Origin of the sequence: Pseudomonas sp. NA-150, assembly GCF_044336365.1 — a bacterium.
Taxonomy (GTDB): Bacteria; Pseudomonadota; Gammaproteobacteria; order Pseudomonadales; family Pseudomonadaceae; genus Aquipseudomonas.
The window spans coordinates 5,609,724-5,634,774 of record NZ_CP172305.1; the positions used below are offsets into that span (position 1 = coordinate 5,609,724).

22 protein-coding genes are annotated in these 25,051 nt (G+C 58.7%); 5 read left to right on the forward strand and 17 right to left on the reverse strand.

Going from position 1 to position 25,051, the window contains the following annotated elements; translation table 11 throughout:
- Positions 1–13 precede the first annotated feature (13 nt).
- The 13 genes from ACF0H7_RS26365 to ACF0H7_RS26425 form a co-directional block, all read right to left on the reverse strand.
- Positions 14–940 (reverse strand): ABC transporter permease, encoded by a 927-nt coding sequence (locus ACF0H7_RS26365; RefSeq protein ID WP_397449767.1) that lies wholly within the window; start codon positions 938–940, stop codon positions 14–16.
- Entirely contained in the window at positions 941–1,789 is an 849-nt protein-coding gene (locus tag ACF0H7_RS26370) for an ABC transporter permease (RefSeq protein WP_397449768.1), read from the reverse strand.
- On the reverse strand, positions 1,786–2,379 hold the full coding sequence (locus ACF0H7_RS26375; RefSeq protein WP_397449769.1) for an ANTAR domain-containing response regulator: 594 nt from the start codon (positions 2,377–2,379) through the stop codon (positions 1,786–1,788). The genes ACF0H7_RS26370 and ACF0H7_RS26375 overlap by 4 nt, the downstream gene beginning before the upstream one ends.
- Complete coding sequence (locus ACF0H7_RS26380; protein WP_397449770.1) at positions 2,376–3,515, reverse strand: transporter substrate-binding protein; 1,140 nt, start codon at positions 3,513–3,515, stop codon at positions 2,376–2,378. Before ACF0H7_RS26380 ends, ACF0H7_RS26375 begins: the two co-directional genes overlap by 4 nt.
- A gap of 550 nt (positions 3,516–4,065) precedes the next feature.
- On the reverse strand, positions 4,066–6,807 hold the full coding sequence (locus ACF0H7_RS26385; protein ID WP_397449771.1) for a LuxR C-terminal-related transcriptional regulator: 2,742 nt from the start codon (positions 6,805–6,807) through the stop codon (positions 4,066–4,068).
- Between the two features lie 382 nt (positions 6,808–7,189).
- Complete coding sequence (locus tag ACF0H7_RS26390; protein WP_397449772.1) at positions 7,190–8,596, reverse strand: DUF1329 domain-containing protein; 1,407 nt, start codon at positions 8,594–8,596, stop codon at positions 7,190–7,192.
- Between the two features lie 30 nt (positions 8,597–8,626).
- Positions 8,627–10,579, reverse strand: coding sequence for a DUF1302 domain-containing protein (locus ACF0H7_RS26395; protein ID WP_397449773.1), 1,953 nt, complete (start codon positions 10,577–10,579; stop codon positions 8,627–8,629).
- Positions 10,580–10,911: 332 nt separating this feature from the next.
- Entirely contained in the window at positions 10,912–12,594 is a 1,683-nt protein-coding gene (locus ACF0H7_RS26400) for a fatty acid--CoA ligase (RefSeq protein WP_397449774.1), read from the reverse strand.
- Between the two features lie 241 nt (positions 12,595–12,835).
- A complete protein-coding gene (locus ACF0H7_RS26405) occupies positions 12,836–13,465 on the reverse strand; it encodes a LysE family translocator (RefSeq protein WP_397449775.1) in 630 nt (209 codons plus the stop codon).
- A gap of 201 nt (positions 13,466–13,666) precedes the next feature.
- Positions 13,667–14,458, reverse strand: coding sequence for an ABC transporter ATP-binding protein (locus ACF0H7_RS26410; protein ID WP_397449776.1), 792 nt, complete (start codon positions 14,456–14,458; stop codon positions 13,667–13,669).
- 19 nt (positions 14,459–14,477) lie between these two features.
- Positions 14,478–15,221 (reverse strand): ABC transporter permease, encoded by a 744-nt coding sequence (locus ACF0H7_RS26415; RefSeq protein ID WP_397449777.1) that lies wholly within the window; start codon positions 15,219–15,221, stop codon positions 14,478–14,480.
- A 16-nt stretch (positions 15,222–15,237) separates the two neighbouring features.
- The gene (locus ACF0H7_RS26420; RefSeq protein ID WP_397449778.1) at positions 15,238–15,960 is read right to left on the reverse strand and encodes an ABC transporter permease; all 723 of its coding nucleotides are present in this window, start codon (positions 15,958–15,960) and stop codon (positions 15,238–15,240) included.
- Positions 15,961–16,024: 64 nt separating this feature from the next.
- Positions 16,025–16,882 carry a transporter substrate-binding domain-containing protein gene (locus ACF0H7_RS26425; RefSeq protein WP_397449779.1) on the reverse strand — a complete coding sequence of 286 codons (858 nt, stop codon included), beginning with the start codon at positions 16,880–16,882 and terminating at the stop codon, positions 16,025–16,027.
- Positions 16,883–17,333: 451 nt separating this feature from the next.
- Between ACF0H7_RS26425 and ACF0H7_RS26430 the strand changes: the two genes are divergently transcribed.
- From ACF0H7_RS26430 to ACF0H7_RS26445, 4 genes are all read left to right on the forward strand, one after another.
- Positions 17,334–18,275: a LysR substrate-binding domain-containing protein gene (locus tag ACF0H7_RS26430; protein ID WP_397449780.1), complete on the forward strand. Its 942-nt coding sequence runs from the start codon at positions 17,334–17,336 to the stop codon at positions 18,273–18,275.
- Positions 18,276–18,296: 21 nt separating this feature from the next.
- Positions 18,297–19,262: a 2-hydroxyacid dehydrogenase gene (locus ACF0H7_RS26435; protein ID WP_397449781.1), complete on the forward strand. Its 966-nt coding sequence runs from the start codon at positions 18,297–18,299 to the stop codon at positions 19,260–19,262.
- 38 nt (positions 19,263–19,300) lie between these two features.
- Positions 19,301–20,299: a methyltransferase gene (locus tag ACF0H7_RS26440; RefSeq protein ID WP_397449782.1), complete on the forward strand. Its 999-nt coding sequence runs from the start codon at positions 19,301–19,303 to the stop codon at positions 20,297–20,299.
- Positions 20,300–20,547: 248 nt separating this feature from the next.
- Positions 20,548–21,132 carry a TMEM165/GDT1 family protein gene (locus tag ACF0H7_RS26445; RefSeq protein WP_397449783.1) on the forward strand — a complete coding sequence of 195 codons (585 nt, stop codon included), beginning with the start codon at positions 20,548–20,550 and terminating at the stop codon, positions 21,130–21,132.
- Between the two features lie 196 nt (positions 21,133–21,328).
- On the opposite strand, the gene ACF0H7_RS26450 is transcribed toward ACF0H7_RS26445, so the two are convergent.
- From ACF0H7_RS26450 to ACF0H7_RS26460, 3 genes are read right to left on the reverse strand one after another with little or no spacing between them, the layout of a single operon-like run.
- Positions 21,329–21,949, reverse strand: a complete 621-nt coding sequence (locus ACF0H7_RS26450) for an SOS response-associated peptidase (protein WP_397449784.1) — start codon at positions 21,947–21,949, stop codon at positions 21,329–21,331.
- An 18-nt stretch (positions 21,950–21,967) separates the two neighbouring features.
- Positions 21,968–22,228: a putative signal transducing protein gene (locus ACF0H7_RS26455; protein ID WP_397449785.1), complete on the reverse strand. Its 261-nt coding sequence runs from the start codon at positions 22,226–22,228 to the stop codon at positions 21,968–21,970.
- Positions 22,228–22,410 carry a CPXCG motif-containing cysteine-rich protein gene (locus ACF0H7_RS26460; protein WP_397449786.1) on the reverse strand — a complete coding sequence of 61 codons (183 nt, stop codon included), beginning with the start codon at positions 22,408–22,410 and terminating at the stop codon, positions 22,228–22,230. Before ACF0H7_RS26460 ends, ACF0H7_RS26455 begins: the two co-directional genes overlap by 1 nt.
- A gap of 123 nt (positions 22,411–22,533) precedes the next feature.
- Here ACF0H7_RS26460 and ACF0H7_RS26465 point away from each other — a divergent pair, with 123 nt between their 5' ends.
- The gene (locus ACF0H7_RS26465) at positions 22,534–23,697 is read left to right on the forward strand and encodes a 1-acyl-sn-glycerol-3-phosphate acyltransferase (protein ID WP_397449787.1); all 1,164 of its coding nucleotides are present in this window, start codon (positions 22,534–22,536) and stop codon (positions 23,695–23,697) included.
- A 40-nt stretch (positions 23,698–23,737) separates the two neighbouring features.
- On the opposite strand, the gene ACF0H7_RS26470 is transcribed toward ACF0H7_RS26465, so the two are convergent.
- Positions 23,738–24,966 (reverse strand): IS3 family transposase gene (locus ACF0H7_RS26470; RefSeq protein ID WP_397449392.1). Its coding sequence is split into 2 segments (ribosomal slippage): positions 23,738–24,615 and positions 24,615–24,966, totalling 1,230 coding nucleotides; the frame shifts between segments, so codons are not numbered across the junction.
- Between the last annotated feature and the right edge of the window lie 85 nt (positions 24,967–25,051).

The following is a 25,051-nucleotide window of genomic DNA, read 5'->3' on the forward strand; positions in this document are numbered from 1 at the left end:
CCCCTTCCTATGGTTAGTGTTTTTTGATGTCGATACGCGGATCGACCCAGGGGATCACCAGGTCGGCGACCAGATTGCCCAAGACGATCGCCACCGCTGAAACCGTGGTCACGCCCACGATGACCGGGATGTCTACTTGCTGAATGGCTTGCCAGGTGAGTTGCCCGATGCCGGGCCAGCCGAACACTGACTCGACCACCACCAGACCGCCCATGAAAATGCCGATATCGATGCCGATCATCGGGATCACCGGCACGATGGCGTTGGGCAATACATGCCGCAGCACCACACGAAGCCGGCTCAAACCTTTGGCCCGAGCGGTGCGAATGAAGTCTTGGTGCAGCACTTCGATCATCGACGAGCGCACCATCCGCGAGTACCAGCCGCTGCCGAGAATGCCCAGGGTCAGTGCGGGCAACATCAGGTGGCTGGCGCCGCCGTAGCCGCCCATGGGGAACCAGTTGAGCTGCACGGCAAAGAAGTACAGAAACAGCATCGCGGCGATAAATTGCGGTGCCGAGACCCCGACGAAGGACAGCGCCATCAGCAGCTTGTCGGCCCAACTGTCGCGCCGCAGCGCCGCGAACACGCCCAAGGTGATGCCGATCAACAGCTCAAAACCGATGCCGGCGCCCATCAGTTCCAGCGACGGCCGCAGTCGCGAGCCGATCAGCTCAGTGACTGCACTGCGCTGGATATATGAACGGCCCAGATCACCTTTGACCAGGTTGCCCAAGTAGTTGGCGTACTGGTGATAGAACGGCAGATCCAGCCCCAACTGCGCCCTGATTCCCGCGACCACTTCCGGCGTCGCACTGCGTCCGGCGATTTGTCGCGCAGGATCGGCCGGCAACATGAACAGCAGCAGGTAAGTGATGAAGGTCACGCCGAGCAGAATCAGCAGCGAATAGCCGATGCGACGACTGATGAAGGCGAACATTCAGCTTCTCCCTTGCAGGGTAGGGTCGAGTTCGTCGCGCAGGGCGTCGCCGACCAGGTTGAAGGCCAGCGACAGCAGGACAATCGCAATACCCGGAAAGAACACCAGCCACGGCGCGGAAGTGAAGTAGGTCTGGCTTTCGAAAATGATGTTGCCCCAGCTCGGCGTCGGGGGCTGAACGCCGACGCCGAGGTAGGACAAGGTCGCTTCGAGCAACACCGTTGTCGAAATACCCAACGTCGCCCACACCAGGATCGTCGGCAGTAAATGCGGTAGCAGATGGGAGAACAGAATGCGCAGTGAACTGGCACCCAAGGTGCGCTCCACCGCCACGAAATCGCGGGCACTGAGGGCGATGGTTTCGGAGTAGATCACTCGGGCGATCTGCACCCAGTTGACCATGGCAATCACCAACGCCACGATCCATACGCTGGGTTGAAAGATCGCCGACAGCGCAATCGCCAGCAGCAACGCCGGGAACGCCATCATCAGGTCGGTGAAGCGCATCAATAGGTTGCCGATCCAGCCGCGCAGAAAGCCGGCGCTCAATCCGACCAGCGTACCGATCAACACCGCCAGGCCGTTGGCCACCAGGCCGATGAACAGCGAGGTCCGCGCGCCGTAAATCAAGCGTGACATCAGGTCACGACCGAGCAAATCCGTGCCCAGCCAATACGGCGTGGCTGGCGCCATCGGTGCGCCTTCCAGGGTCAGGCCTTCGACGAATTGCTCGGAGGGGTCGTAGGGACTCATCAACGGCGCGAACAACGCCAGCAACACCACCATCACGATATACAACAACGACAATGCCACCGCCGGACGACGAACCAGGGCACGCAAAAGACTCATGTCCGGCCCCCGCCGTGTTGCAGGCGATCGGCGGCCATGTCCGCACACAACTCATCGAGGCTGCGGTTCAGGTGCATCGACACACTGCGCAGCCGTTCATAAGCCTCGCGCTCGTCCAGATGGTGCTCGACCATCAACCGCGCCAGCGCCTGGGCCAGCAAAGGTCGGGCACTCAGACGTTGTTGCAGGGCATTGATGGTGTGCGCGTCAGTGTCGAGGCGTTCGCGCAGACCGATGGCCATCATCAACGTGGTGTACACCGAACCTTGAGTGATGGGTTTATTCAGCAGCGCCGTGGCGCCCAACTCGATGGCGCGCTGGATCTGCGACAGGGTTTCGTGAGGGGTCAGCGCCACGATCGGCACGTTGGTGGTGTTCAGTCGCTGCAAGGTCGCGGGGCTGGCGAAGTGTTCCAATTCGACGATGGCGGCGAAACAACCCTCGAGGGAATCGGCGGCGTCTTCAAACAATGCCTGCGGTGTGATACCCAGGCGTTGCAGGCTTTTCTCCAGGCTGGCCAAGGTGCGAGGCTCGCAGTCGACCAACAGCAATCGGCCATTTTCAAAGTCGGGGCGTTTGAGCAGGCTCATTTGACGATCCTCAGGCGAGGCGCTGGCGCAAGGGCGCGCAGGCTGTGGAATTCACTCAGGTCAGTGGCCGTCAGGTAAGGGTCGGCCGCCAGTAATTTCCCTTCACTGTGCAAGACCACGAACCGGCCTTCACGCAATTCGGCGATATGGCACGGCAAGCTGCTGTGGTTGTTGCGCGCAGAAATTTTCAGGGTGCCCAGCACACTGTCTTGTGGATGGTGATACAGGTAGTTGCACAACGCTGACGGTTCATCGCTGCCGGACTTATGCAGTGCCTGGGCAAACACGTGCAGGGCGACGTACAGCCCGGTGTAGTAATGCGAGCACGGATGCGGGCCGTGCTGGCGGCGCTGGCGCTGACTGAAGGCGCGGTCGACGTCTTCGAAAAACGGCCCGCACGACAGCAGGCGCAGGCTGTGCATGTCACCGACTTCGGTCAGTTCCGCCTCGGTCAAATTGCAGCTAAGCACCGGCAGATTCAAACCGACGGCGGTGCACGCTGCATCCAGTTGGTGAAGAAATGCGTAGGACGATTCACCGACCAGATTATTCAGAATGAACGATGGCTTGTCGGTCAACAGGGTCTGGACCACATCGCTAAAACTGGTCGAACCCAGGTGCACGTGCTTTTCGCCCATGACATCACCGTCGGCGGCTTCGAGCACTTCACGGGCGATGCGGTTACTTTCCCAACCCCAAATGTAATTCGAGCCGATCAGCCACGCGCGCTTGCCGAAGGTTTGCAATGCATAGTGCAACATCGGGATCAGCGTCTGATTCGGGCAGCCGCCGAGGTACAGCACATTTTCACTGCTCTCGAAGCCTTCATAAGGGCAGGCGTACCACAGCAGGCTGGCGTGCTGCTCCAGGTCCGGAATGATTTCCTTGCGACTGGCCGAGGTGGTTGTACCAAAAATATGACGAATCCCAGCCTGCATCAGTTGCAACGAACCTTCGCTGTATTTGTGCAAAAAACCCTGCGGATTGATGTGAGTGGCCTGCAGGGTGAAATCGTAATCGGCGTTGCGATTGATTTCCTCCAGAGCATGCTCGGCCCCCGCCAAGGCATTCTGGCCCATGCGTTTGTAGGTCCCGTCGGTCGAGAGCAGTAACCCAACCTCAATCGTGCGGCGCATTTTTCAACTCCAAAAAAAAACCTGATCGACCAGTGGGCTGGTCGATCAGGCTTCGTTACCTGGCGCTCGGGCGCATATGTAGACAAGTCTTAAAGGCCGGGGCCAGGCTTGCGTATGGTCTTTTATATGAAAGAAGCGTGCCAGAGTGCCACTAGTGGTGGTAGAGCGGTTTTGCGCAGGCTGCCGAACCTCTGAAGCACCTTATAAGCGCGCGATGCGCTTGTGTCGCTTCAAAACTGGGCATTTCATAAACACTGATTGATTGGCATTAGATGAGCACCCGGGCCGGGAAGTTGTAACGTTAGTTCCCAGCAGAGGATATGCCAGGCATACCGCGTCACGCTATTCGCCAACAAGTTGGCTCCCACCGTGAATCGCGAGTGAACAAAAATATGCAATTGCCCCCCATTCTGTAGGAGCTGCCGAAGGCTGCGAAAAGGCCAGAATACTCCCTGCGTTCGAATGCCAATCGCAGCCTTCGGCAGCTCCTACACGGGTAATGTATTGCCAAAGCGGAGGTAATTCCAAGGCGTAGGCGGAAAGGCGATTTTCACCCCAACAACCCCAACTCCTGCGCCCTGGCCACTGCCTGTGTCCTGCGCTCGACGCCGAGTTTGCTATTGATATGACTGGCGTGAGTTTTCACGGTATGCAGGGAGATGAACAACTGCTCGCTGATTTCCTGATTGGAGCAGCCTTGGGCAATGAGTTGCAGCACAGCGCGTTCACGGGTGCTGAGTTGTTCGGTGCTGTAAGGCTGCTCGCAGGCTTCACGCACGGGCGCAGACGCTGGCAACAGTTGCAGCAACGCATCGCGGGTGGCGCCTGGCGCAGAGCGCAGTAATTGCTCACGCAACCATTCGGGATGCTGGCTTATCAGGTTGTGGAACGGCAAAAGTGCGCCACCACTGGCAGCCTGTAGGCTGCGATCGAACAGCTCGCGCGCTTGAGCCTCGTCAGTGCTACCCAGTAACGGCAGGATCTGCTGGGTCAACGCCGTGGCATAAAGCCCTTGGGCGCCGGCCGCTTGCGCCTGCTGATCGAGCCTGCGCAAACGGTGGACGGAGGCTGCCGACTGACCCTGAATCCGCTCCAGCACCGCGCGTTGCAGTTCAATGTGTTGCGGCAGTAACGGGTGACATTCCGGAGCAGCAGCCGGATGCTCACCGCCATAGGTTTGCCCCAGTCGCACCAGCCAGGCTTCCGCCAGGTCGATACGTCCTTGCACCAGCCATAATTCGCATTTGATGAGGGTGATCATGGCCAGGTAGTACACCGGCGGCACGTCCCAGATGTGCATCAAGCGCTCGGCTTCGCTCAGTTCGGCAAACGCTTCGGCAAACCTGCCGTTGCGTCCTTCAATGCCGGCAATCACGCAATGTGCGATCAACACGCTGATATCGCGACAGGCCCGCGCCTCTGCCAGACCGGCCACCAGCCGAGGTCGGCCGGCCTCGGGTTGCACAAGCATGGTCAGCAGAAAGCCTTCAAATATTGTCAACCTCGCGCGAATGGCATACAGCCGTTGCACGGGCAGCCCGCGAAGCCGTTCGAGACCCTGACGCACTTCATCCAGCGCCCGCAAGGTTTCGCCGCGCACTTGCAGCACCCGCGCCCGATCGTAATGGGCCAAGGCTTCGAACAGCGGATTGGCGACCCGCTGCGCCAGTTCCAGTGCCTCGCGATTCAGCTCCCGCGCGCGCCACGGATCACCTTCGGCAATGGCCAGGTTGGCCAGGGTCGACAGGCAGGTCAGTCGTTGGCCATAGCGTTTCTGCGGCAGGCTGAGTAAGGCTTCACGGCAATACAGTTGAGCCCGTTCACTGTCACCTCGGCCACGGGCGATGATGCCACTGAGCGCCAGCCATTGGGCGAGCATGGATTTTTGCGCAGTGGCCGAGGGCGCAGGGAGGAAACGACTCAAGTGGCTGGCCAGTTCTTCGGCGGCATCCAGCTGACAGGCCATGCCCAATGCCCAGCTGTACAGCACGATCAGGCGCGGGGTGCTGGTCAACAGGCTGTCGGGCAAATCCATTTTCCAGCGCAGCAACATACCGACGTTTTGCTCAGCCAGCAGTTGCTCCTCGGAGAGGTTCTGCACCAGGTTCGCCGCGACGTCTGGATGGCCGGCGCGCAAGGCCTGATCCACCGCCTCATCGAGCAGCCCCTGCTCGCTGAACCAGCGACAAGCGTTGAGGTGCAGGCGCGTCTGCGGCGAGCCACTGCCCGTCGTCGCCCGAGTGCGCAACAAGTCGGAAAACAAATGGTGATAACGAAACCAGCGCCCCTGTTCGTCCAGCGGCACCAGAAACACTTGATGGGCTTGCAAGAAGCTCAGCATCTCGGCGCTGTCATGACTGTCCCGCGCGGCGTCGCACAATTCGCTGCAAAAACGTTCCAGAGCCGCTGTGTCGTAGAGGAAGGCCTGAACTTCCGTCGGCAGGCAGTCGATCACTTCTTCGAGCAGGTAATCGCGAATCAGCCCTTCGCCGCCATTCAACGCCGACGGTAAGGTGCCGTCCCTGCCCGCTTCGTTCGCCGCCAATAACCAGAAACGCAACCCGGCAACCCAGCCTTCGCTGCGCTGGATCAAGCGATGCAGGACTTCACCGTTCAACGCGTTGCCGTGCTGCCTGAGGACGGCCAGAGACTCGGCGTCGGTGAGGCGCAGGTCCTGCTCGTTGAGTTCAAGCAGTTTGCGGGACAGCCGCAAACGCGCCAGATGCCAGGCCGGCCGCTGACGACTGGTGACCATCACCAGCAATCCGGCAGGCATATGATTAAGCAGAAATTGCAGGCAGCGATCCAGCACCGCGCCTTGCACCAGATGGTAATCATCCAGCACCAGCAACAGCGGCCGACCGGGCACCGAGTGACGGGTCAACTCATCGAGCAGGCTATCGAGCCACTCTTCAAAGGCGAACGGTTGATGACGCTGGCGCATCTTCAGCAAACCCAATGCCTGGCTGCCCATCTGCGGAAAATGCTGTTGCAAACCGGCGAGCAGACGCTCCAGGAAACGTCCCGGCTCCGCATCACGATGGCTCAGCCCCAGCCATAGGCTTTGCCAGTGATTGGGCAGGCTCTGGCAAAACTCCACCACCAGCGAGCTCTTGCCGAACCCGGCCGGAGCACTGACCAACAACAAACGCCCCATCAGCCCCTCACTCAAGCGCTCGCACAGGCGTGGGCGGGGTACATAACCTTCAGGCAACGGTGGTCGAAAAAAACGGCCCTCCAGCGCTGGAACAGCGTGGTCGGCAAATCCTTGTGCACGGGACAGATCAGTCATGGCCGGCTCTTGTTAAAAGGCTGTTATCGGCATTACAGATGTCCGCAGACTAACGGGTATATCGACACTTTTGAAGGCATTCGCAGCCGTTGAAACAAAACACTACATAAATCTTACAGCGCTCTTGGAAACGCCCCACGTGAGACGACGCCTGATAGTTCACACAGTGGTTCGACGGCGGGCACAAATCCACTGTAGGAGCTGCCGAAGGCTGCGATCAATTGACATCGCGAAGGTCGTTCCGACCTTATCGCAGCCTTCGGTAGCTCCTACGGGGATCAAATTTGTTGCTTGAGCTCCGACTTGCTTGCCAAGGGCGGTTTAAATAAAAACGCCCCGAACCAGTCGGGGCGTTATTTCAGCGGGCGCTAATTAGTTCAATTCAACGGACACCACTTTGACGCAGTGCTGCCGGCGCGAAATCGCTGGCACTGGCTTCAAACTTGAAGTTGTAAGCCATTTTCTCTTCGTTCTTCATGCCCAGTGCCAGGTAGCGACCCGATTGCAGGTCGTACAGGGTTTCGAGGGTGTACCAAGGCACTTGTACGTTGTAGTAGTTCTGCGAGTGCGCTTCGGCGACGCGCCACAGTTGGCCGCGCCCATCGTAATGGTCGATGACCGCTGCTTGCCAGGAGTCTTCGTCGATGAAGAAGTCACGTTTGGCGTAAATGTGGCGCTGACCCGGCTTCAAAGTGGCGGTCACATGCCAGACGCGGCGCAGCTCATAACGTGCCAGGTCCTGGTTGATATGACCGGCCTTGAGGATGTCGGCATATTTGATGTTTGGATCGTCGAGCTTGTAGCTGTCGGAGGCAATGTACATCTCTTGCTTGCCGATCAGGTTCCAGTCGTAACGATCCGGTGCGCCGTTGTACATGTCGAGGTTGTCGGAAGTCCGCAGGCCGTCGGCCGCAGTACCCGGGCCGTCATACGATACTTGTGGCGCACGACGTACACGACGCTGGCCGGCGTTGTAGACCCAGGCCTGACGTGGTTCCTTAACCTGATCGAGAGTCTCGTGAACCAGCAGCACACCCCCCGCCAAACGCGCGGGCGCAGTCACTTCCTGCTTGAAGTAGAACAGGATGTTGCTGGCGTCACCCGACTTCTCGTCTTCGTCGGCCGCTGCGGCAACCTTCGCGTCATCCGCCGACTTTTTCAGGTTGTCGCGGAACACAAACTGGTCTTTGAAGTACACCAGGTTATAGGAACCGTTCGGCTGCGGCGTGGCCTGGGTCACCAGACGCTGAACACTGCCGCCACGATAACGGGTGATGTGGTTCCAGATGATTTCCAGACCGTTTTTCGGGATCGGGAATGGTACGGCAACCTTGAAGTTTTCCAGGCCGTTACCACCGGCAACCAGATTGGTCTTGGTCGCGTTGGATTTGATCGCGGCGAACACCTCATCCGGCACGGTGGCGCCACGGTGGGACGGGAAGACCTTCATTTTGAAGGTCTCCGGGTAACGCTTGAACATCGCGATTTGCCCAGGGGACAGCTTGTCCTTGTACTGGTCGACGTTTTGCGCGGTGATCACGTACAGCGGCTGCTCGCTGGCATACGGATCAGACAGGAAGCCGCGGCTGTCCACGCTTCCCGCGTTCTTCGGCAATGGACTCCAGGCCGGAATGGTGCCGGCGGCATTGCCTGCTTTTTCGGCGCCCATTGGCGTCAGCGTGGTGCCGAGTTTGGCCGCTTCAGACTCCGACACAGCCGCCATCACGCCGCTTGCCAGGAGCGAAAGCCCCAGTACGCCGGCTTGCAATAGACCCTTTTTCATCTTCATGTTCATAGTCGTCCTGAAAAAACCGAATGCTTAGAAGTTCACGCCGACGCTGAGCGCCACGAAATCCCGATCGTCCACGGTGGAATAATCGCCACCAAAGAAGTTGGTATACGAAAGGTTGGCGGTGTAGGTGTTCTGGTACTCGGCATCCAGCGCGAGGCTGATCGCCTTGCGACCTTCTTCGAAGTTGCCGCCAGGGCCGGGCGAGTAACCTTTGACGTCATGCGACCAGGCGATGCTTGGCTTGAGGTTCACACCGGCGAACACGCTGTTGTAGTCCCAGATCGCACGGGCGCGGTAGCCCCAGGAGTCGGAGGTGGTGAAGCCGTCGTTTTCGCAGTGCTTGGAAACGTTGTCCTGCGGTGCGCCTGCCAGGGTGCTGGTGTTGAGTGCCAGGCACTGGCCATTCGGCAATGGACCAGGACCGTAGACCGGGTCGCGGCCGTAACGGACTTTGCTCGGGCTGTCCAGACCACCCATGTGCGTCCAGCCCACCTCACCGACCACAGTCAGTCGCTCGGCGCCCATCACCTGATCAAAGAACTGGGTGAAGGTGGTTTGCAGTTGGGTGATTTCTTTACGGCGATAACCTTTTTGGTCGGCGCCCGGTGTGCCGGTCAACGGCGATACGCTAGGGTTCAGCGGCGACAGGCCGGAGTACAGGATGTCGGTGGTGTTGACCTGCACAGGCGCGTTAGGACGGTAGCTCAGTTCGCCGGCCCACGCGGTGCCCGTAGGCAAGGTAGTGGAGAAGCTCAGGCCGTACAGATGAATGTCTTCCGGGTATTCAACGTAGTAGCTGGAGTTGCCTGCCACGACCAACGGCAGCAGTTGCGCCACCAGCCGTTGGCCGGCCGGCGTGGCGAACGTCCCGGCAGGAATACCGTTGCGCACCAGTGAGCCAACCAGATTGGCCGGGTTGTAGACGCTGGCCGGGCCACCTTTGCCGCTAAAGATCGGCAGACGGCTGTGGTAGTTCATGAAATATGCGCCGAATTCGGTGTCCAGCGGCTCGAAGTTGTAGTGCGTGGCGAAACCGAATTGACCGTTCTCTTTCGGTGTACGGTCTGGACCACGCGCAACGACGGCGCCCTCGTCCGGGTTGCCGAACTTCACACCTTGCTGGGCCAGGGAGTTCTGGATCGCTCCGATTGCCGGGGCAGACAGACCGGCTGCGGCAAGCCCCCGACTGACGTTATTCTGAGTACTCAGCACCGCCAGGTTGTTATCGCAACCTTTGGTGATCACGTCCGGCTGCGAGAAGAAGGTCCCGCAGTTGTCGGTGACGGTCTTGGACCAGGTAAGCTGGTAGAAGCCTTCAGCCGAGAGGTTTTCAGTGATGCTTTGCGACAGGTAGAACATGTTGACCGGAATCAAGCCTTCCTTGATTTCCGCGCCAGGACGGCGGAACGCCGAGACGTCAATCGGGTTGATCGAGTTGATGCCGCCGCCGATGAAGGTACTTTCACCCCAACTGACCACTTGCTTGCCCAGACGTACCGACCCTGGCTCATCACCAATCGAGTAGTTGTGGTAAACGAAGGCGTCGAGCAATTGCGAACCCGAGGACTTTGCCGCTTCGTCAACGTGGTTATCGCTGATGTTCTTGAACTGCAGGTCTTCATCTTTAAGCTTGAAGTCGTACCAGTACTTGCCGCGCACGAACAACCCGCTGCTGCCGTATTTCAACTCGAGGTCGTGGATGCCTTTGAAGATCTTCGAAAAGGTTTCGCCGGACTTGAAGTTCAGGTGGCCGTCGTCCGAGGTTTGTGACAGGCCCGTACCACCGTTGTTAGAGCCTATGAGGTGTCGGTCCGGGTTCTGCGTGGACCAACTAGCGCCGAGGGAAAGCGACGAGTCGAACTGACCTTCGATTTCACCGATGTTGAAACTGACGCCGAATGCGGGCCCGGCGAGCGTAGAAGCGAGGCTGACGGCCAGGGGCAATCGTGCCCGGCGCCAGAACGTGTTTACTGATTTCATCGACGCTACTCCATGTGCTTTATTGTTATGGCAGTGGGCGTTGTCAGGGCGGTTCAAATCATTTGAGTAAACGCTCATCGGGCAACCCAGAAGGTTGCGATACGACGATGCGCTTATAGCCGCGCCTGCTAAAACCCTGTGCCAACTATATCCAGCAGGTAGTACTGCTTGATCCCTCTAAAGTGTGATTTGCGAACGCAAACCGTCTGGCACAACGATCTCCAGCCGTGTGTCATTTCTGACACACGGGGAGGATGGCTTAAATTCAGGATTTCGCAAGCCAAGCGCTTGCTTGGGGGCTTGCCGTGCTCAGGGAGCACGGCAAGGGACACTCAAAGTGTCGAGAGGAAGGTGCTGTTGGATTTCTGCCATTCGACGATGTCGAGGCGAATCCGCTTCTTGTCGAGCTTGCCGACGCTGGTCTTGGGAATTTCAGTAACAACGGCAATCTGGCAGGGAATCGCCCATTTATTGATATGGCCCTGTTCGACAAAAGGTTTGAGATGCTCCTTCAAGTCCTTCGCCTCAATGCTGTGTCCTTCGCGTACCACCAGCAAGGCAAACGGTCGTTCGCCCCATTGCGGGTCAGCGATACCCACCACCGCGACTTCGCGCACTCCGGGGTGACGGGTGATCAAGTCTTCCAGTTCCAGCGACGACAACCACTCGCCACCGGTCTTGATCACGTCCTTGATCCGGTCACGAATGTCGATCACGCCCATGCTGTCGAGGGTCGCCACATCGCCCGTGTGCAGCCAGCCACCGGCCCACAGTTCAGCGCCTTTTTCCGGCTCGCGGAAATAACCCTGGGTCAGCCACGGCGCGCGCAATACCAGCTCGCCTTGCGACTCACCGTCGGCCGGCAGGAAGTTGCCTTCACTGTCGACGATCGCCGCGTCCACCAAAACCCCCGGCACCCCGGCCTTGATCCGGTAAGTAGTGCGCTCGTCTTCATTGCCCGCGAGCAATTCTTCGTTGAGATGCGCCACCGAAATCAGCGGCGCCGTTTCCGACATCCCGTAGGCGGCCGTCAACTGGATACCTTTGGCCTTGGAGGTCTCATACAACGTGCGGTTGAGGGAACTGCCGCCGATGATGATTTTCCAGCCGTTGAAGTCGACACCCTGCGCAGCCTTGGCGTTGAGCACCATTTGTAGAATCGTCGGTACACAATGGGAGAAAGTGACCTTCTCCTTACGCCACAATTCGACCAGCAATTCAGGGTCGTAGCGGCCGGGATAGACCTGTTTTATCCCGAGCATGGTGGCCGCGTAAGGCACGCCCCAGGCATGCACGTGGAACATCGGGGTAATCGGCATGTACACGTCATTGCTGCCCAGCAAGCGGACGCTGTCGATACTGCCCATGATCGTCGCCACGCCCATGGTGTGCAGCACCAGTTGCCGGTGCGAGAAGTACACGCCCTTGGGGTTGCCGGTGGTGCCGGTGGTGTAGAAGGTGGTAGCGACCGAGTTTTCGTCGAAATCTTCGAACTCGTATTGGGTGCTGGCCGCCGCCAGCAGGGTTTCGTACTCCCCCACCAGATTCGGCAACTCGGCGGTCTTGTCCTCGGTATCGGTGATCAGCAAGGTCTTCTCGACCGTGGTCAGCCCGCCGGCGATAGCGTTATACAGTCCCACGAACTCGCTGTTGACCAGCACGAATTTATCGTCGGCATGGTTCATGGTGTAGAGGATTTGTTCCGGCGACAGGCGCACGTTGATGGTGTGGATCACAGCACCGATCATCGGGATCGCGAACATGCACTCGAGGTAGCGATGGCTGTCCCAGTCCATCACCGCAACAGTATCGCCGGCCTTGACCCCGGCCTCGGTCAAGACATTGGCCAGCCGCGCGATGCGCTCGTTGAGTGTCAGGTAGTTATAACGAACCTTGTCCCGGTAGACGATCTCGCGAGTTTTTTCATAGCGGCTGCCTGACATCAATAGCCGCTTGATCAGCAGCGGATATTGGTAGGCGCCATCAGCGGGTGGAATAACGCGAGTCTGCAACATACGAATCCCTTTTCTGAATGCAAAAGCGTGGCTGAAAAATATGCACTTTAGAGGCCGCGCTCGCCAGCTAAATCAGCCAAAGGGATGATTTGCTATCGAAGGGATGCAGGCCTGTGGCCACTTTTCAGTGATGCACAGGCTGTTTGAGCGAACATCATCTGTAGGAGCGGGCTTGCCCGCGATGCGCCGTGTCAGGTAGGCCGCCATCGCGGGCAAGCCCGCTCCTACAAGGACACCAAAATCACTTCAGCGAGGTAAACGCCAGTTTCACGCCCAGCGCAATCAACACCGCCCCCATCGCCCGATCAAACCAGTGACCCATGCGCGCAAAGCTAGCGCGCACACGTTCCTGGCTGAACAAACGCGCCACCAGGCAAAACCAAACGCCCGTGGCCAGCGCCAGGTACACGCCATAACCCGCCTGCACCAGCAACGGCGTTTGCGGATTGATAACCACGGTAAACAGCGAGAGGAAGAACAACGTCGCTTTCGGGTTCAAACCGTTGGTGACGAAACCACTGGTGAAGGCGCCACGTGCGGTGCGTTCGCCCACCGGCAGATTGACTGGCGCAGCGCTGGCACTGGCCGGTTTGGCGCGAATTGCTTTAAAGCCGATGTACAACAGATAGGCCGCAGCGGCCCATTTCAGGGCGTTGAACAACACAACCGATTGCGAAACGATCAGGCCGATACCCAGCAGCGAATAACCAACATGCAGGAAAATCGCGGTGCCAACGCCCATCGCGGTGTAAGTACCGGCCTTGCGTCCGTGGGTCACGCTTTCACGCACCACCACCGCGAAATCAGGACCAGGGCTGGCCACGGCGAGCAGGTGAATCAGGGCAACGGTCAGAAATTCCGTCCAATACATGGGGGCCTCCACAGCGGGTGTACAAACAAGAGAAAGGGCTATGGACGCCAGACTACGCGCTCGCCCTTTCGGGCAAAAGATACAGTTAGCAACAATTAGTGCAGTCCTCTGTAGGAACTGCCGCAGGCTGCGACAAAGCCAGAACACTCAGCGCGTTTCAGCGCCAATTGCAGCCTTCGGCAGCACCTACAGAAATCGCGATCAATCGGTATTGCGCTGATTATGGCTCGACACGAACTGACGGAAACGCTCGGTCGGCAGGCCTTCGAACAGTTCGGCCGGGGTGCCTTGCGCGTCCACCAGACCGCCGTGCATGTACACCACGCGATTCGACACGTGACGGGCGAAGCCCATTTCGTGGGTCACCACCAGCATGGTGCGGCCTTCTTCGGCCAGCGAGCGCATTACCCGCAATACTTCGCCGACCAGTTCCGGATCGAGTGCCGAGGTCGGTTCGTCGAACAGCATGACCTGCGGGTTCATCGCCAATGCACGGGCAATCGCCACGCGCTGTTGCTGACCACCGGACAAATGCGCCGGGTAGTGATTGCGGTGTTCGTACAGACCGACCTTGTGCAGCAGTTGCTCGGCTTCTTCGATGCATTCGGCGCGGGTGCGTTTGAGGACGCGCAGCGGGCCTTCGATCACGTTTTGCAGCACGGTCATGTGCGACCACAGGTTGAAGCTCTGGAACACCATGCCCAGGCGGCTGCGGATACGCTCAACCTGACGCGCGTTGCTCGGCAACAGGCGGCCGTCACGATGACGCGCCATCTCGATGGTTTCGCCGTCGAGGGCAATGGTGCCTTCGTCCGGGGTTTCCAGCAGGTTGATGCAGCGCAGGAAGGTACTTTTGCCCGAGCCGCTGGCGCCGAGGATCGAGATCACGTCGCCTTTGTGTGCGTCCAGGGAAATGCCCTTGAGCACGTGCGCCGAACCGAAAGACTTTTGAATGTTGCTAACCGACAGAGCGGTGAGTGATTGAGTGCTCATAACAAAGCTCCGCAGCAAATCAGGGATTAGTAGGTGAGGTAACGGGCGCTTTAGGTTTCGGCGCGACCCCGACCGGCCTTTCACGCAAATGCGGCGACAGGCGATGTTCGATCCAGGCCACGGCACGCACCACCAGGAAGTTCAGTACCAGGTAGATCAACGCGGCGCAGATGAACACTTCCATGGTGCGATAGGTGCGCTGAATGATCTGTTGCGCAACACCGGTCACGTCCCATACGGTCACCAGACTCGCCAGTGCAGTCGACTTGACCAACAGGATGGCTTCCGTGGAGTAAGCAGGCAGTGCCTGGCGCAAGGTCACTGGCGCTATAACCCGATAGAGCAAGGTCCACGGCGACATGCCGATGGCCTGGCCGGCTTCGATCTGCCCATGGGGAACGCTGAGCAGGCCGCCACGAATGATTTCCGCGGTGTAGCCCGCTGTACACATGGCGAGGGAAACCACAGCGCAACCATACGGAGATTTCAGCACCACCCAGAGAAAGCTGTCACGCACGGCTGGGAATTGGCCCAGGCCGTAATAGATCAGGAACATCTGGATCAGCAGCGGCGTGCCGCGAAAGATCATGATGTAGAAACGCGCCGGGTAGCTGAGCACGGCAAAGCGGCTGACGCGCATCGCCACCACACCCAGTGACAGCAACAGGCCCAACACCAGCGAGCTGAAGAACAGCGTCAGGGTGGTGGGTAAAGCAGACAACAGCTTGAGCATGGTGTCGGCGAGGAAAGCAAAATCGATCATTGAATGCGCTCCCGTCTCAAGACTGTGCAGGGTTGCGACGCTGCGTGCGGCGCACGCGAGCTTCGGCCATGTTGAACACGCGACCCGAAAGCCCTGTGAGCAGCAAATACAGCGCGCCGCCGATGATATAGAACGTGAAGTACTGGCGGGTCGAACCGGCCGCCACCTGGCTGGCACGCATCAACTCCACCAGACCGATCACCGAAATCAGTGCTGAGTCTTTCAGGCTCATCTGCATCACGTTGCCCAGGCCCGGCAGGGCGTAGCGCATGATTTGCGGGATCAGCACCCGGCGAATGCGCATGGCTTTGGTCATGCCGATAGCCAGGGCCGCTTCAAGCTCGCCCTTGGGCACCGCGATGAACGCGCCGCGGTACACCTCTGCCTGATACGAAGCGGAGATCAGCCCCACCGCAATGGCGCCGACCAGAAAAGGAGGAACATCGATATAGCCTTCAGCCCCGAACCAGTGGCCGACGGCAGATACAACCGTGGCGCCACCGAAGTAGAACAGGTAGATCACCAACAACTCGGGAATGCCCCGAAACAGAATCGAATACAGCTCGCCGAGACTGCGTAACGAGCGTCGGCGAGACAATTTCGCCGCTGCAATCACGCTACCGATGGCTGCGCCAATCAACAAAGCCGCCAACGTCAACAAGAGCGTGGTCAAGGTCGCCTGAAGCAACGCCATCCCCCAACCCGTCTCACCGAAGCTCAGCATCTGCAAGAGATTCATATACACATTCCTGCGGTTAACTCATTTGAAGCCCGGCGCCGCAAGGGCGCCGGGTACACGTGCATCAAGACTTAGGTGTCAGATCCAGCTTGAACCATTTTTCGCTGAGTTTTTTCACGGTGCCGTCAGCCAGTGCGTCTTTCAGAGCGGCGTCGAACTTGGCTTTCAAGTCGGCGTCTTTCTGACGGAAGCCCAGTGCTTCGCCGTCGCCCCAAACCGGGCCACCGATCTGCGGGCCGGTGTACTTGAGGTCTTTGTTTTCTGGCTTGCCCATCACGGAATCAAAGAAGGTCACGTCGTCGAATGCGACGTCGATGCGGCCGGCTTCCAGGTCGAGGATGGTTTCTGCCGAACTGCCGTATTCACGAATGGTGGCAACGTCTTTGAAGTTTTCATCAATGAACGGGGTGTACACGGTGCCGGAAGCGATACCGATGGTCTTGCCTTTCAGCGCAGTGCGCAGCGCTTCGATCTTGGCGCGGTTGTCTTTGGCATCAGTGCCCAGAGTCAGGCCCTCGGCCTGGCCGGTTTTACCTGGCAGCAACTTCGCATCGAGGGCAACGAAACTGGCCGGGGTCCGCGCGTAAGGGGTCGAGAAGGCCATGACCTGCTGACGTTCTGGCGTGATCACGATCGCGTCCATCAACACGTCGAACTTGCCGGCGTTAAGGCTGGCAATCATGCCGTCCCAATTCTGCACAACCACATTGCACTTCATTTTCATGCGCTCACAGAGCACTTCCATCAGCTCAGGCTCGAAACCGCCGATCTTGCCGCCTGGCAAGGTCAGGTTCCACGGCTCATACGCGCCTTCGGTGGCGATGTTCACAGACGTCCAGTCTTTGGCCTGCACAACCGGCATAAACGCCAGTGCAGCTGCACCGATAGCAACAAATCCAAGCAAACCAAGTTTCTTCGACATCGTCATCCTTCCCGCCTGAGCCCAATGGGTATGTGTGTAGTCAAAAACCACAAACGTGGTCCCCTATGCTTGTACATACAGGTACTAGCAATTTAAAAGCCAACTCGACAAAGCCCCTTGAAAAAGACAAGCAAGCCGCAGCCGAGGCGGTTTTCGGGGAGCTTTTAAACTGTAGCGCGTTGCGCGGCCGACAGGGGCTGCGCACCAAGGAAGGGAGCGGGCGTTACTTAACGAACCAAAAGTGTGCTTTTCAGACACGCACGGGCTGTTTGCCGGTAGCAGTCAAGCCGGAACGGGGTGGCAACATCGGGGAACAGGGCTTCAGGAAACACTAGCGGTGCAATCGGCAGTGAGTTTAAGCCGCTTTACATCTGAAGCAAACATGGCTAAATCTGCAATCTTCTTTAGTTTTTCTAAACTAAAAATCTAAATTCCAGACCTCGAGAACAGCATGAGCCTTCTACCGCCCCTGCGATCGCTGCAGGTATTCGAAGCTGTCGGCCACTGCGGCGGGATCTCCCAGGCCGCCAAGCTTTTGGGTATTACAGTAGGCGCCGTCAGCCAGCAAATGCGCATCCTCGAAGACGCCCTGGGCCTGAGCCTGACCCACAAGGACGGTCAGCGCGTGCGCCTGAACAGCAACGGGCAACGGTTTCATGCGCGCTGTAGTTCAGCCTTCGAAGAACTGAGGCTCGCCACGGCTGAAGTGCAGCGCTCGAAAAACCCGCACAATCTGTATGTCAGCGCCCTGCCCTCGCTGCTCTCGAAGTGGCTGGCGCCGCTGACCTACGAGTGGGAAAAACAATCCGACACGCTGAGCCTTTATCTCGACAGCACCCTCGTCGAAACCCTGGATGACGGTGTGGATTTTTTGATCAGCTACGGCGAGAGCCTGGAGCGAGGCATTCACACGCTGGTACTGTTTCAGGACTGCGTGGTGCCGGCGTGTTCGCCTCGGCTGGCAGAGGCCGATATCAATGGCCCAGCCGCGCTACTGCAACTGCCCCTGATCACCATTGATTCACGGCCAAAGTTCGACGTGCCGCCCTCTTGGGAAGAGTGGTTCACTTCCACGGGAGCGCCCATCGAACAACCGATCACGGTACTGCGCAGCTATTCTTCTTCGGCTCTGGCGATCCAGGCCGCCATTGACGAGCAAGGCGTGGTGCTCGCCCATTATTCGATGATTGAACGCGACATTGCCGCCGGACGCCTGCTCATTCCTTACTGCCACGCAATACAACTGTCGTCGCCCTATCAACTGCGCTGGAACCCGAATACGTTAGACAAACCGCAATGCCGCGACTTTCATCGCTGGCTGGTCGCACGCGGCAAAGAACAGCAACAACGCACGGACCAGCTGCTGGCGTTGACCCAGCCTTTTATTAAATAAATAAAAACGGAGCCCCGTTAGATGAGCAGCCAATACACAGCGGTTTTCCTCGACCACACCTCCCTCGACCTGGGTGATCTGGACCTGAGCGTATTGCACGGGCAATTCGCCGACCTGCACCTGCACAGCAGCAGCACACCACAACAGGTCATCGAACGCCTGCAAGGCGCACACGTGGCGATCACCAACAAAACCATTATCGACGCCAACACTTTCGCCTCGTGCCCGGATTTGAAGCTGGTGCTGATCACCGCTACCGGCACCAATAACGTCGATCTGGTTTCCGCCCGCGAACACGGGGTGGTGGTGTGCAATTGCCAGGGATACGGCACGCCGTCGGTGGCGCAACACACGCTGATGTTGCTGCTGTCGCTGGCGACGCGGGTGTCCGATTACCAAAGCGCAGTGCAACACGGCCGTTGGCAGCAAGCGAAAAACTTCTGCCTGCTGGATTTCCCGATTGTCGAACTGGAAGGCAAGACCCTGGGCTTGCTGGGTCACGGCGAATTGGGGGGCGCAGTGGCGAAGCTGGCGGAAGCCTTTGGCATGCGCGTGCTGCTGGGACAGATTCCGGGGCGCCCAGCTCGCCCGGATCGCGTGCCGCTGAATGAACTGCTGCCGCAGGTCGACGCCCTGACCCTGCACTGCCCGCTCAACGAACACACCCGCGACATGCTCGGCGCCCACGAACTGAGCCTGATGAAGCCCCACGCGTTTATCGTCAACACCGCTCGCGGCGGGCTGATCAATGAGCAAGCATTGGCCGACGCCCTGCGCAATGGTCATCTGGGCGGCGCGGCCACTGACGTGTTGACCGTAGAGCCTCCGGTCAACGGCAATCCGCTGCTGGCCGGCGACATTCCGCGCCTGATTGTGACGCCGCACAACGCCTGGGGCAGCCGCGAAGCCCGGCAGCGTATCGTCGGCCAACTGATCGAAAACACTCAGGCGTTTATCGCCGGCACAGCGAAACGAGTGGTGAGCTGATTCTGTTAGACTTCGCCCCTTTTTTCAGGAGCCTAACCATGGACCCGCGCAGTGAAGTGTTACTCCGTCAGGCCGGACTGTTCCAGGGCTCGCTGCTCCTGGCCGGATTGCCTGCCGACGATCTGCTCGGGACATTGCCGAACGCCCGCGGTTGGTGTTGGCATGCCGGCGACCAGGCGGCGTTGGATGCGCGTTTCGAAGGTCGCACCGGGTTCGGGGTCAATATCCCGGAGCAGCCGTTCGAGGCCGCCGTGCTGTTCCTGCCCAAGGCGCGCGACCTGACCGACTACGTGCTCAACGCCCTGGCCTCACGCCTGGCTGGCCGTGAATTGTACCTGGTGGGTGAAAAACGCAGTGGTATCGAAGCCGCCGCCAAACAGCTCAGTCCTTTCGGCAAACCACGCAAACTGGACAGTGCCCGTCACTGTCAACTGTGGCTGGTGACCGTGGACAACGCCCCGCAAGCGGTTGAACTGGAAAGTCTGGCGCAGCACTATGAAGTCGAAATGGAAGACGGTCCGCTCAAGGTCGTCAGCCTGCCCGGCGTGTTCAGCCATGGCCGACTGGATCGTGGTTCGGCGCTGCTCCTGCAACATCTGGACAAGCTGCCGAGCGGCAACGTCCTCGACTTCGGTTGTGGTGCCGGTGTATTGGGTGCCGCGATCAAGCGACGCTACCCGCACAACAGCGTCACGCTGCTGGATGTCGATGCCTTCGCTACCGCCAGCAGTCGCCTGACATTGGCCGCCAACGGTCTGGAAGGCGACGTGTTGACCGGCGACGGTATCGACGCCGCACCCATGGGTTTGAGCACGATTTTGAGCAACCCACCGTTCCACGTCGGGGTTCATACCGATTATCACGCAACGGAAAACTTGCTGCGAAAAGCACGACAACATCTGAAATCGGGTGGCGAACTGCGGCTGGTTGCCAACAGCTTCCTGCGTTATCAACCACTGATCGAAGAGCACCTTGGTCCCTGTGTGGTCAAGGCCGAAGGTCAGGGCTTTCGCATCTACCGCGCCAAACGCGCCTGAAAATAAGCGCTTGCCGAATAGGTTCGGTGTAGGCAAAATCCGCTCCGTCCTAGGGGAGTAGTCTCCCACGAGCGCCATGCTCGTCCGGCACGTATCAACATACTTGGTCAACAGACCATGGTGCGTGCGACCCAGATCTGCTTAGACAGATCGGTGGTTTGACAAGACCTATGACACGAACACCTTACCCGGGGCGGGGAGGCTGTACGTGTCATAGCCGTGTTGACCCGCCCCTTAGGAAAACCCTGATGCTGGAATCCCTGCTGATCCCCACCGCTGTTGTCGCCTTGGCCGAAATCGGTGACAAGACGCAATTGCTCGCCCTGATTCTTGCCGCACGGTTTCGCAAACCCTGGCCAATCATCGCCGGGATCGTCGCCGCGACCCTCGCCAACCACGCTGCTGCCGGTGCGGTCGGTGCCTGGTTCGGCAGTTTCTTCTCCGATGCCACCCTGCACTGGATTCTCGCCGCCAGCTTCACCGCCACTGCGCTGTGGACTTTGGTCCCGGACAAAATGGACGATGACGAAGGCAACTCCGCGCGCAAGTTCGGGCCGTTCCTGACCACCCTGATTGCGTTCTTCATCGCCGAAATCGGTGACAAAACGCAGATCGCCACGGTGATGCTCGCCGCGCAGTATTCGCATCTGTGGCTGGTGATTCTGGGCACAACGGCGGGCATGCTGATCGCTAACGTACCGGTGGTGCTGGCCGGCAACTTCGCTGCCGACAAACTGCCGTTGACGCTGATTCGACGTCTGGCTGCCTGTGCGTTTTTCATCCTGGCAGTGGTCGCAGTGTACAAGGCGATGCAGGTCAGTGGTTGGGTCTGACAAGCACGTAATGAATGGCGGTGTGCCTGACGCACCGCATCAACCCATTCGCCAACAAGTTAGCTCCCACAGTGGTTTTGCGGCAGGCACAAATCCACTGTAGGAGCTGCCGCAGGCTGCGATCAATCGACATCGCGAAGGTTGTTCCAACCTTATCGCAGCCTTCGGCAGCTCCTACAGAGCGCTCGCGTATCTATTAACCCGGGGTCAAACACTCTGGGGCATTGAGCTTCGGATCGTTCACCAGATTGGCCAGCGGTCGCTCACGCAACGGGGCTTGCGCGCCGGCCAGCAGTGCTTGCAGGGTGTGGACCGGGGTCTCGGGATTCAGCCAGGCTTCTTGCCCTTCGGCATCAAGAATCAACGGACGCCGCTGGCTGGCCGCTGCCTGGGTCACCACGGCAACGCTCAGGTAGACGTTTTCATCCACCGGGAAAGCCTCCCAAATCGCCGCGAAGAACAGCGACGAGCCCTCCCCTGGCGTCAACCAGAATGGCCGCTTGCGCGTGGTGCCGCGCCACTCGTAAAAACCGTTGGCCGGCAGCAGGCAGCGGCGCAAGCGAAATGCCTCACGAAACATCGGCTGCTCGGCCACGGTTTCGGCGCGGGCGTGGGCCGGTGTGCGCGACATATCGGTCAACCACGGCGGCGTCAGCCCCCAACGCGCCCGGGCGACTTCGCGCTGGCCCTCCGCGTTACGCAACATCAACACCGAATCGTGTGGCGAGATATTCCATTGCGCTCGCTGGTCAGCAGGAAAGCCGGGCAGTGCCGCAAAGGCGGGATTCCAGCGAAACAGGGCATAACGTCCACACATAAGGGCAACAAACTCTCTTCAGCAGACGAGCACATCAGGAAAGGTATCAGGCTCATCACCCGACAACGGCAGGGCGGCATTGTACGCGGCGATCAGTTGACGTGCCTGTTCGGCCTGGTCATTGTCGACCGACAGCCCCAGCAAGCCAAACACCGGCAGCTCGCCGACACCGCCGAGCAAATCACGACCGGTCAAGTGCGATTCGACACCCTCACTGGCGAGCATGCTCTGCAACAACTCACCTTCCATCAGATTTTCCGGCTCGTAGATTCTTTGCATTATTCGTTCTCGCTGCGCACATCGAGGTTCCAGTCGTCCCCATCGGTCTGCAAATCGAACACTATCGGCCGGCAACACACCGGGCAGTCTTCGATGTAGGACTGGTCACCGCCGGACAAATCCAGCACGGCTTCAACCGATTCCCCGCAGTAGGGGCAGTCATAACGTTGAATTTCCTGCATCGCGGTCTCCGGCATCAGTTGTGCGTATAATCGCCAACCATTTTGAGGGCTGGTTATTTTTTGTCAGTGTTTATTTCAGATCCAGCCTACCTTTACCCTAGACGTTTACAACAAGAGAGCATGATGGGCGAATTTGATGCCATCCGACCTTACGACGACGCCGAAGTCTCAGCCGTACTGGCGCGCCTGCTTGGCGACAAGGCACTTCTGGATATCCTCACCCACTACCGCTTTCCACGCCTGGCCGATGCGTTCGGCTGGCTGCTGAAACCCCTTATAACCTATCGCCTGCGCAAGGAGTTCGCCGGCGTTCATTCGGTAGCGTCCCTGCAGGACAAGGTCGAAGTGTATGTCGACCGGACCATTGATCGCGCCACCGATGGCGTGACCTACACCGGCGTCGAACAACTGAAATCCGGTTTGGCCTACCTGTTTCTGGCCAACCACCGCGATATCGTGATGGACCCGGCTTTCGTCAATTACGCCGTGTACCATGCCGGCCTGCCAACACCGCGCATCGCGATTGGCGACAACTTGCTGCAAAAGCCCTTCGTCAGCGACCTGATGCGCCTGAACAAGAGCTTCATCGTGCATCGCTCCATCAGCGGGCGGAAGGAGAAGATGGCGGCGTATCAGTTGCTGTCGGCGTACATCAGCCATTCGCTGCTCAATGACTGCCAGTCGATCTGGATCGCCCAGGCCGAAGGCCGCGCCAAGGATGGAGACGATCGCACCGAGTCGGCGATCCTCAAGATGTTTCACATGAGCCGCAAGGACGAGCCGTTTGCCGAGGTGATTCAGTCACTGAACCTGACCCCGGTGTCGATCAGCTACGAGTATGACCCTTGCGATCACGCCAAGGCGCGCGAGCTGTACATCCGCGCTACCACCGGCAGTTACACCAAAGCGCCAGGCGAGGATGACGTCAGCATTGCGCTGGGGATCACCGGCTACAAAGGCCGAGTGCACGTCAGCTTTGCGCAGCCCATCACCGGATTGTTCGAGGACACCAAGCAACTGGCGATCGAAATGGATCGGCAGATTCTCGGTGGCTACCGCCTGTTCCCGGTGCATTACCTCGCTTACGCGCAATGGACGGACATCGATCCGACGCTGAACGTGCCGAGCGCGGCCGAGGTGTTCCCGGCTGACGAACTGGCTCGTGCGCAAGAAGCATGGCAGCGACGGCTCGATGGCTGTCCGGCCGAGCATCGCCCGTGGCTGGTGCTGCAATACGCGACACCGGTACGCAATCAGTACCGGGTCAAGGCTGGCGTGCCGCTGTAAATCACTCGCTGTCTAGTCCTGAAATAGGTTTACACCTGTTTCACTTCAAAAACGCCCGATGCACCGCATCGGGCGTTTTGTATTTCAAGGCTAGGTGGGGCCGCTTCTCGTTGTAGATCCTTACAGACTCTCCAACCATGTGGGTCGCATCAGCCAAGTCCTTGGGGCGGTGCAGCAAGAATTCTGTTTTCAAAATGCCGTTCACACGCTCTGCGAGCGCGTTCTGATAGCAGTCATAGCCATCGGTCATCGAACACCTGACGCCATGCTTGGCGTGCAGCCTTTGGTAAAGATCAGAGCAATACTGGGCACCTCTATCCGAGTGATGAACCAGTAGCTGATCGGTTTTCCTTTGTCGCAGCGCTTTACTCATTGCCTGGATGACTGATGCCGTGTGCAGGCTTTCATGCACGTGATAGCCGACAATCTTGCGAGAGTAAGCGTCCGTCACCAAGCTCAGATAAACGACACTTTGCTGCGTAGGCAAGTAGGTGATATCTGCGACCCAAACCTGCTCGGGACCTGTAGCCACAGCCTGATTAGGGCCAGGTTTGAGCAGGTTGGGGTGTCGGCGAAAGCGATGATGGCTGTCAGTTGTCTTGTGATAGGCACGCTTGCGCTGAACCAGCTGACGGCGGTCACGCAAGATATCAAACAGCCGGTCTCGACCGACCTTCAGGGCCTCGTCGGGCTCTGAGTGCATCAGACTATGCAGCTTGCGAGTACCTAACCGAGGCAACTGAAGGCGCGTCTCAAGAACGAAGCCCATTACGGTTTGGGCGCTCTTCGCGCGCGCGTCAAACGCTCGGTTACGTTTGTAATATGCCTGTCGGGAAATGCCCATGAACTGGCAAGCCCTGGAAATGCTCAGGTCTTTGATTTGCCCTTGGGTGAGGACTTGCCGGATCGCTTTTTTACGACGCAAACACCGTAGTCGTTTTTCAGAACGTTCACGACAGCTTCAAAGAACTGCGCTTTCTGGTTGCTTAGCGCCAACTGTTCTTCAAGCTCTTTGATCCGTTGCTCGGGCGTCAACGGGAGGTTTGGTTCGGTCATGGACCTGCTCCTCGGCTCTCGAATTGATGCGCCTAGGCTCCAGTCCTGCCGACCGTGCTTGCGTAACCAGACCAGCACCGTGGACCGGCCTTGGATGCCATAGCGCCGTTGGGCTTCTTTATAACCCAACTCGCCTTTTTCGACTTGGTCTACGACCGATAATTTAAAGGCTAGCGTGTAGTCACGCTGGCTCCGCCTTTTGCCTGATTCCATTACATCCTCCTGAAGATAGGTCAGAAGGTGTAAACCTTATTCAGGACGAGACACGCGGATTAAAAAAGGCGCCTCTTCTCGGGCG

Coding starts and splice junctions, on each gene's coding strand:
- ACF0H7_RS26365 (WP_397449767.1), bottom strand. CDS start 940: ATGTTCGCCTTCATCAGTCGTCGCATCGGCTATTCGCTGCTGATTCTG.
- ACF0H7_RS26370 (WP_397449768.1), bottom strand. CDS start 1,789: ATGAGTCTTTTGCGTGCCCTGGTTCGTCGTCCGGCGGTGGCATTGTCG.
- ACF0H7_RS26375 (WP_397449769.1), bottom strand. CDS start 2,379: ATGAGCCTGCTCAAACGCCCCGACTTTGAAAATGGCCGATTGCTGTTG.
- ACF0H7_RS26380 (WP_397449770.1), bottom strand. CDS start 3,515: ATGCGCCGCACGATTGAGGTTGGGTTACTGCTCTCGACCGACGGGACC.
- ACF0H7_RS26385 (WP_397449771.1), bottom strand. CDS start 6,807: ATGACTGATCTGTCCCGTGCACAAGGATTTGCCGACCACGCTGTTCCA.
- ACF0H7_RS26390 (WP_397449772.1), bottom strand. CDS start 8,596: ATGAAGATGAAAAAGGGTCTATTGCAAGCCGGCGTACTGGGGCTTTCG.
- ACF0H7_RS26395 (WP_397449773.1), bottom strand. CDS start 10,579: ATGAAATCAGTAAACACGTTCTGGCGCCGGGCACGATTGCCCCTGGCC.
- ACF0H7_RS26400 (WP_397449774.1), bottom strand. CDS start 12,594: ATGTTGCAGACTCGCGTTATTCCACCCGCTGATGGCGCCTACCAATAT.
- ACF0H7_RS26405 (WP_397449775.1), bottom strand. CDS start 13,465: ATGTATTGGACGGAATTTCTGACCGTTGCCCTGATTCACCTGCTCGCC.
- ACF0H7_RS26410 (WP_397449776.1), bottom strand. CDS start 14,458: ATGAGCACTCAATCACTCACCGCTCTGTCGGTTAGCAACATTCAAAAG.
- ACF0H7_RS26415 (WP_397449777.1), bottom strand. CDS start 15,221: ATGATCGATTTTGCTTTCCTCGCCGACACCATGCTCAAGCTGTTGTCT.
- ACF0H7_RS26420 (WP_397449778.1), bottom strand. CDS start 15,960: ATGAATCTCTTGCAGATGCTGAGCTTCGGTGAGACGGGTTGGGGGATG.
- ACF0H7_RS26425 (WP_397449779.1), bottom strand. CDS start 16,882: ATGTCGAAGAAACTTGGTTTGCTTGGATTTGTTGCTATCGGTGCAGCT.
- ACF0H7_RS26430 (WP_397449780.1), top strand. CDS start 17,334: ATGAGCCTTCTACCGCCCCTGCGATCGCTGCAGGTATTCGAAGCTGTC.
- ACF0H7_RS26435 (WP_397449781.1), top strand. CDS start 18,297: ATGAGCAGCCAATACACAGCGGTTTTCCTCGACCACACCTCCCTCGAC.
- ACF0H7_RS26440 (WP_397449782.1), top strand. CDS start 19,301: ATGGACCCGCGCAGTGAAGTGTTACTCCGTCAGGCCGGACTGTTCCAG.
- ACF0H7_RS26445 (WP_397449783.1), top strand. CDS start 20,548: ATGCTGGAATCCCTGCTGATCCCCACCGCTGTTGTCGCCTTGGCCGAA.
- ACF0H7_RS26450 (WP_397449784.1), bottom strand. CDS start 21,949: ATGTGTGGACGTTATGCCCTGTTTCGCTGGAATCCCGCCTTTGCGGCA.
- ACF0H7_RS26455 (WP_397449785.1), bottom strand. CDS start 22,228: ATGCAAAGAATCTACGAGCCGGAAAATCTGATGGAAGGTGAGTTGTTG.
- ACF0H7_RS26460 (WP_397449786.1), bottom strand. CDS start 22,410: ATGCAGGAAATTCAACGTTATGACTGCCCCTACTGCGGGGAATCGGTT.
- ACF0H7_RS26465 (WP_397449787.1), top strand. CDS start 22,534: ATGGGCGAATTTGATGCCATCCGACCTTACGACGACGCCGAAGTCTCA.